Source organism: Galbibacter sp. L-19, from assembly GCF_056857615.1.
The window spans coordinates 218,973-226,038 of the sequence record NZ_JBSXNL010000055.1; the positions used below are offsets into that span (position 1 = coordinate 218,973).

The following is a 7,066-nucleotide window of genomic DNA, read 5'->3' on the forward strand; positions in this document are numbered from 1 at the left end:
ATAAAACACCTCTTTTGAGAAAGGCATCTAAAACCTTTCTGATTACCAGTGTCATTATTATGACGCTTTCTGGTATTGGTCTTTATTTTTATCTGAAACAATTATTACAAAATGAGATAGAAGAAGAGCTCTTTTCAAATAAAGACCGTGTAGAACATTTACTGGAACAAAATCCTAATCTGTTAGGCGTCCCCCCAATAATGATGGCCGAAAAAACAGAAAAACCACACAAAAACATTCTCGTAGATACGCTTATCTATGATCCACTTCAAGATGAAATAGAGCTTTTTAGGCAATTATCTGGAACAAAAAACATCAATGGACAAGAATATAAGGTCACCGTGCGGTCAATGGTAATCGAATCGGAGGACATTTTATCTACCATTGTGTTTATGTTTTTGATGGTAATATTCCTTGCTTTTATTTTCTTGTTCTATCTTAACAAATCCCGGAATAAAAAACTTTGGAAGCCTTTTTTTAGTAATCTTGAACGGCTTAAAAAATTTTCCTTAAAGGCTGATAGCCCATTGACCTTTGAAGATTCTGAAATATTGGAATTTTACGAACTCAATAAAGAGATAAAAATACTGACATCAAAAATCCAGACAGATTATCGTAACCTCAAACAATTTACCGAAGATGTCTCTCACGAAATGCAAACACCACTAGCTATTATGCAAGCTAAAATTGATACGGTGATCAATGATGCCGAAATAAACGAAGTGCAATTCCATCAATTTTCCTCCCTACAATCTGATATTTCACGTTTAAAGCAGCTTAATAAGAAACTAATTCTTCTTGCTAAAATTGAAAACGATCAATTCACAGCGAATGAGACAATTTCAATTAATAATATTGTTGAAGAAACGATTGAAAACTTTAAAGAACTCACATCAATCGATATTCAGCTTAAGGAACAGAATACGATTAATATAATAATGGATCCTTCCCTTGCAACGGTTTTGTGCAACAACCTATTATCTAATGCAGTCAGACACAATCTTAATAATGATCGTATACTTATTACTATTTATGATACAAAGCTACAAGTCATAAATAGTGGAAATGAAACTTTAGACCGACCCGATCAGGTTTTTGAACGTTTTTATAAAGAAAGTAGGCGGAAAGACTCAACTGGATTGGGGCTTTCCATTGTTAAGAAAATTTGCGACTATTACGGGTTTTTGCCTTCATACCGTTTTCGGGCTTCAACAGAGTTACAGGAAGGACAAGGAAAGCATATATTTCAAATAGATTTCAATCTAAAAATGTAATTATCAGCAATAAGGGGAAAATTGCTACCAATAGAATCTCTTTAGAATCCCTTAAAGCCATCTTTAGAATTACAACGTAAGTTTACTCTATAACTAAAAAATATAATACAATGAAAAAAGCAATTTTAGGTATAGGCTTGCTATTTTTGGCCATTACCGCAGTAGCATTTACTACGAGAAACCAAGAGAAAGTACCCCAAACCGTAAAGAATGCTTTCGCTAAAAAATTCCCAACCGCAAAAAAGGTAGATTGGGGAAAAGAATCTAATGATGAATGGGAAGCCGAATTTAAAATGGACAATAGGGAATATTCCGCAAATTTCCTGCAAAATGGAACCTGGATGGAAACCGAGCACGAGATTGAAAAATCGGAAGTACCAAACACGGTAATTTCATCCCTTAAATCGAATTTCCCAGGGTATGATATTGAAAGTGCCGAAATGACCGAAACTACAGACGGCAAGTTCTACGAGTTCGAGATCGAAAAAGGAAATAGCGAAATGGAAGTGGTTATAGACAACAATGGCAAGGTGGTTAAAAAGTATTCCGAAGAAGATGAGGAAGTTGATGAAGATTAAATTTTTTCTTTGATTAAATTTGTAATGTCCAAATCTATACCTGATTTGGACATTTTTTTATAATTTGTTCTTAACCCAATTAACTGTTCTAATACTCCTTCTTCAAGTTTTATATTTGGATAGTAATTCAGTAATTTTTGAGCTCAATAATCGCCTTGGTTCTTAATTGATCACCTGAACGAGGAGGTTTTTCTTCAATTTTGATAGAGGTTTCAAGCAACCTTTCTATAACTGTTATTGCTTGCCCGTTTGTGTATTCCTTATCCGTTCTCAGATTGATGTCCTGACCGTTAGGTTTATGGCAATATTTTCAAAATAGGTAAATCTTAAAAATTGCTTTAGAATGCTTGTTTATTATTAAATCCATTTTTGAAATTAAACAATGAGCGAAACCTTTACCATTATAGTCCCTGTTTATAATGAAGAAGAAAATTTACGACGAGTTGAAAAAGAACTCCAAGAGTACATAGATTGCGCAGAAATACCTACTTCGGTTTTATTTGTAAATGATGGATCCAAAGATTCAAGTTTGAGCATTATAAGACAAATATGTGATCAAAGCCTTGTATTCAACTACATTGATTTTGACCAAAATTATGGTTTGAGTACTGCTATAAAAGCTGGATTTGACTATGCCGAGAGCTCGCTTATAGGCTACATCGACTCAGACCTTCAAACTAGTCCAATGGATTTTAATCTCCTGCTGGAATATATTGATGAATATGATTTAGTTACAGGAGTTCGTTCCAATAGAAAAGACAGTTTTACCAAAAACCTGTCCTCTATAATTGCCAATGGCGTACGCCGCAGTTTCACCCACGATGGTATGGACGACACAGGTTGTCCACTTAAAATTATTAAAAGAGACTGTGCCAAACGCATTACGATGTTTAAGGGACTGCACCGCTTTTTACCAGCAATGGTTCTCTTGCAAGAAGGAAAAGTGAAGCAAGTACCGATACAACATTTTCACAGGATTGCCGGTAAAGGGAAATTTGGTTTGTGGAACCGCCTGCTCGGCCCCTTAATGGATTGCTTTGCTTTCTTATGGATGAGAAAAAAATATATTAACTACAAGGTTGAGGATAAGGGGTGAATATTTGGTTGATATATAGTATTGGTTTTACTGCCCAACTCCTATTTTCAGGGCGCTCCATCTTGCAATGGGTTCTTTCTGAAAGGAACAAACGTGTGCTCACCCCGGTGCTTTTCTGGCAATTGAGCTTAATTGCATCATTTCTCTTATTTGTGTATGGTTATTTAAGAAATGATTTTGCGATAATGCTGGGACAGATTTTGACATATTTCATCTACATACGAAATATGCACTTACAAAATCAATGGATTAAATTTCCAAAGCTTTTACGTTGGTTCTTGTATCTATTTCCATTCATTATTCTCTATATTGGTTATAACAACAAAGTATATGACCGCGTTTTGTTGTTCCAGAATGAAAATATCCCATTTTGGTTATTGATACTTGGTATCATTGCACAAACAATCTTCACTTTGCGTTTTGTATATCAATGGTTCTACAGCGAAAAACGAAAAGAGTCTTAGCTCCCTATGGGCTTTTGGATATTAAGTTTAACAGGCTCAACGCTTATACTTTTCTATGCGGTTTTGCGAAAAGATCCTGTATTACTAGCAGGTCATTTACTCGGGATTTTTCTTTACACAAGAAATATTTTACTATTAAAAAAAGAAAAAACACTTCTTTAGATTTGCTTTAGATTCCGTTCAGGTTTTAATAAGAATCCCTTTCCTCATTTGCATTCTAAAAATGTAGATGTGACGCTTAAAAATTCCACCGACCGTTATTACCTTTTATTTCTTTTTATAGCCTTTCTTATACTTATTATAGGATTGGGAAGTTATGGGCTTGCAGAAACCAGTGAAGCTCGTTATGCAGAAATAAGCCGTGAAATGTTATTGAACGGCGATTACCTTAACCCTGAACTGTTGGGAATTTTTCACTTTCACAAGCCCCCCATCACCTATTACATTACAACTTTGGGTTATCAAATTTTTGGTGTTAATGAGTTCGGCGCTCGCTTCTTTTTGCAAGTGGCCATTATCATTCAGTTGTTATTAATATATCGTTTGGCATATTTACTCTATAAGGACAAGCGTATTGCCTTCATAGCAGGATTAGTATATTTTTCGTTTCCAATAGTCTTAATTTCAAGCCGTAACCTGACCACCGATGCATTCCTGACAACTTTTATCCTTGGAGCTATATATTGTTGGCAAGTGTATGACCATAAAAATAAGACTGTCTTTTTATACTTTTTTTATACTCTCGTGGGGGTTGCCTTATTGACCAAAGGACCGGTCGCCCTTCTATTTGTTCTTGCTTATATCATTACCAGAAAATTGATTTATGGAGATGGGGCGAAAATTACCAACCACCACGTAATTGGTTTTGTATTGTGCGCCTTAATAGGGGCTAGCTGGTATATAGCAGTAATTATGGAGCACCCCAAAATTTGGGATTATTTTATCAATAAACAGCTTGCGGGGAGGATGACAGGTAACGCATTTAAGGAAAGGTCGAAACCTTTTTGGTACTATTTCCCAATTTTGCTTGGCCTGCTTTTACCTTGGTGCTTATCACTAATTTCAAACTTTAAAAAGTATATAAAATCATTTTTTGCAAAGCAGAAGGAAACCAAAGTGTTAATCTATTCAAGTGCTATTTTGTTTTTTTTATTTTCTGCATTCAGCACAAAATTGATACTGTACATCTTGCCAATTTTCTGGATGGTTGCAATAATTATAGCGGTCGGGTTACCTAAGATTTCCAATACTTCTAAAAATATCGTAAATCTTACTTATGCCTCATTATTGACAATGCTTTTTGTTGGTCTGGTTTTTAGCTGGATTTTCAAAACCAATATGGAAAATGTTTCAATAAAAACACTTATAGTAGCACTTATTTCCCTTATCATTTTTGGATTAGTATATCATTTTATTGAAAATGAAAAGTTTTATAAGCCCCCTGTATTGGCCGCAACATTTGGCGGTGCAATAATTTTGATTTCAACTTCTTTTATGTCACATAATAGTCCCGTGACCAATTCTACGAAAGATATGGTTAAATTCATAGACAATGTTTCCAACGAAAGGAACAAAACTATTTTAGTTTACGATTACCTTCTCTCGTCTATTCCGTTTTATACTAATGATACCTTAATAACCCTAAAATATTCCCATCATACTACCCAGCGCGAAACACAATTTGAAAATAATGACACTTACAAACAAAATCTTTGGGATATGCATAAAGAAACCGAAATAAATAAGCTTTCTAAAATTTCAAAAAAACACTCCACCTATCTCCTTGTTCGCAATAAACGGGATTTAGATAAAAAATTTTCCTTTTTAAAAGAAAATTTCGACAGCGAAAAGCACTATCAAAAGTGGACGTTATATTACCACAAATAGGTTTATAACACTTTAGATTTCCTTTAGATTCTCTTCAAATTTCAAAAAGATTGGTAGGTTATTTTTGGTCAAAATTAAAATCATAAGCCTATAGGCCAAAGGTTACAGTCGGCATAACACAATAATTGTTTCCAATATTATTTTAAAAAATATGGCATTACAAACAGAATTTAAGGTACAGGGGGATTTCCTTTTTAAGAACCGTAGCTATTTACCGCTACTTTTTCTGGCAGCGGGATTCGGCGTGTATCTATATGGGATATATTTTGAGCCACGGCAAGTTGAAAAAGTACCTGAAGGTTATTATCAGTTTACCTGTTTAATGTTGAGTCTCTTGGGTTTGCTTATTCGGGTAACCACTATAGGGTATACACCTAGAAACACATCTGGCAGAAATACAAAAAACGGTCAAATAGCAGATGAATTGAATACCACTGGAATGTACTCGCTCTTGCGCCACCCTTTATACTTAGGGAATTTCTTTATGTGGTTCGGGATAGCAATGCTTACTGGAAATATTTGGTTTACAGTAGCTTTCGTATTGCTATACTGGTTGTACTACGAACGCATTATGTATGCTGAAGAAAGCTATTTGATCAAAAAATTTGGCACAGATTACCTAAGGTGGTCAGCCATTACACCCGCTTTTATACCAAATTTTAAAAATTACCGCAAGGCAAAATACCCTTTTTGCCCTAAAAAGGTCCTGAAAAAAGAAAAGAATGGGTTCGCGGCCATATTTATTGTTTTCTGGTTTTTCGAATGGATTGGCGGTATGGTTGAAAAACAAAAAATAACCGTTGAATTTAATTTTTGGTTTTATGCTGCCATAGCAAGCTGTTTCATATATCTCATTTTAAAAATAATGAAAAAGGGAAGTATGTTGACCGAAACCAATGTTTAGTGATCTAAAGTTTAAAATATAAGTGTTATTGTTATGGATAATTTGGGATTAATAGAAAAAACGAGGGTTTATTGCAAAAGTACAATGGAAGCCAACAGATGTAAGTATCTACCCTTCCACAATTGGCAGCACGCCAAAGATGTTGCGCGTAATTCAAAATGGATAGCCCAACACGAAAACCTTCCTGAAGATATAATGGAAGAGCTGGCCATTGCATCTTATTTTCACGACCTGGGACATATTAATGGTGCTACCAATCACGAAGAGCTGAGTTGTGAATATGCCCGAAATTTCCTTTCTAATGAAGACTTTCCGGAGGAGCGTATTATTAAGGTCCTTAAAAATATACAGGCAACCAAAATGCCTCAAAATCCAGAAACCGTATCACAAAAAGTTATTTGTGATGCAGACCTTGCCCATCTGGGCAAAAAAAATTTTCTTGTTAAGAACGCAAAGATTCGTAAAGAGTGGGCTCTATTCAATAATCAAAAATTTTCTGATGAGCAGTGGGTAGTAATGAATATCAAATTCTTAAACAAACATAACTTTCATACAAACTACGCCAAGAAATCCTATTCTGCACAAAAGTTGAAAAACATAAATAACCTCAAACAACTTCTAAACTAATTTGGTTTCGATCTAATAATGATTTAAATATGCAGATTTTAAGATATTTCAGATTCCTAGAAGACAAAGAAAAAGCTTACCATTTATTAATTATATTAACCCGTTGTGCATTTAGGCAATATTGATTTTTAGGTTATTGATATTTCTGTTGAATTCAAATATGTTTATATATTGAATGACCGTCATAGCCGTAATCTTAGATAATATTCTGTTTTTGAATCCCTCAAAAGATTTAG

6 protein-coding genes and 2 pseudogenes are annotated in these 7,066 nt (G+C 34.4%); 7 read left to right on the plus strand and 1 reads right to left on the minus strand.

Annotated features, from left to right (window positions below):
• Positions 1-14: 14 nt before the first annotated feature.
• The 7 genes and pseudogenes from AC13CQ_RS10295 to AC13CQ_RS10325 all read left to right on the plus strand — a co-directional run bounded on the left by AC13CQ_RS10295 (position 15) and on the right by AC13CQ_RS10325 (position 6,830).
• Positions 15-1,274 (plus strand): sensor histidine kinase, encoded by a 1,260-nt coding sequence (locus AC13CQ_RS10295; RefSeq protein ID WP_008612704.1) that lies wholly within the window; start codon positions 15-17, stop codon positions 1,272-1,274.
• Between the two features lie 110 nt (positions 1,275-1,384).
• On the plus strand, positions 1,385-1,852 hold the full coding sequence (locus AC13CQ_RS10300; protein ID WP_008612706.1) for a PepSY-like domain-containing protein: 468 nt from the start codon (positions 1,385-1,387) through the stop codon (positions 1,850-1,852).
• Positions 1,853-2,234: 382 nt separating this feature from the next.
• Positions 2,235-2,948, plus strand: coding sequence for a glycosyltransferase (locus AC13CQ_RS10305; protein ID WP_008612707.1), 714 nt, complete (start codon positions 2,235-2,237; stop codon positions 2,946-2,948).
• A pseudogene (locus AC13CQ_RS10310) lies at positions 2,945-3,574 on the plus strand (lipid-A-disaccharide synthase N-terminal domain-containing protein). The gene AC13CQ_RS10305 and the pseudogene AC13CQ_RS10310 overlap by 4 nt, the downstream one beginning before the upstream one ends.
• Before the next feature lie 69 nt (positions 3,575-3,643).
• Positions 3,644-5,299 (plus strand): ArnT family glycosyltransferase, encoded by a 1,656-nt coding sequence (locus AC13CQ_RS10315; protein ID WP_008612708.1) that lies wholly within the window; start codon positions 3,644-3,646, stop codon positions 5,297-5,299.
• A 151-nt stretch (positions 5,300-5,450) separates the two neighbouring features.
• Positions 5,451-6,203, plus strand: coding sequence for a methyltransferase family protein (locus tag AC13CQ_RS10320; protein ID WP_008612709.1), 753 nt, complete (start codon positions 5,451-5,453; stop codon positions 6,201-6,203).
• Positions 6,204-6,236: 33 nt separating this feature from the next.
• Positions 6,237-6,830, plus strand: a complete 594-nt coding sequence (locus tag AC13CQ_RS10325) for an HD domain-containing protein (protein ID WP_008612710.1) — start codon at positions 6,237-6,239, stop codon at positions 6,828-6,830.
• Between the two features lie 111 nt (positions 6,831-6,941).
• On the opposite strand, the pseudogene AC13CQ_RS10330 reads toward AC13CQ_RS10325, so the two are convergent.
• Positions 6,942-7,066, minus strand: a pseudogene (locus AC13CQ_RS10330) (IS982 family transposase); the annotation flags it as partial.

What these genes read in the sequence shown, in the direction of transcription:
- AC13CQ_RS10325 (WP_008612710.1), top strand. Translation starts at nt 6,237, where the DNA reads ATGGATAATTTGGGATTAATAGAAAAAACGAGGGTTTATTGCAAAAGT.
- AC13CQ_RS10305 (WP_008612707.1), top strand. Translation starts at nt 2,235, where the DNA reads ATGAGCGAAACCTTTACCATTATAGTCCCTGTTTATAATGAAGAAGAA.
- AC13CQ_RS10300 (WP_008612706.1), top strand. Translation starts at nt 1,385, where the DNA reads ATGAAAAAAGCAATTTTAGGTATAGGCTTGCTATTTTTGGCCATTACC.
- AC13CQ_RS10320 (WP_008612709.1), top strand. Translation starts at nt 5,451, where the DNA reads ATGGCATTACAAACAGAATTTAAGGTACAGGGGGATTTCCTTTTTAAG.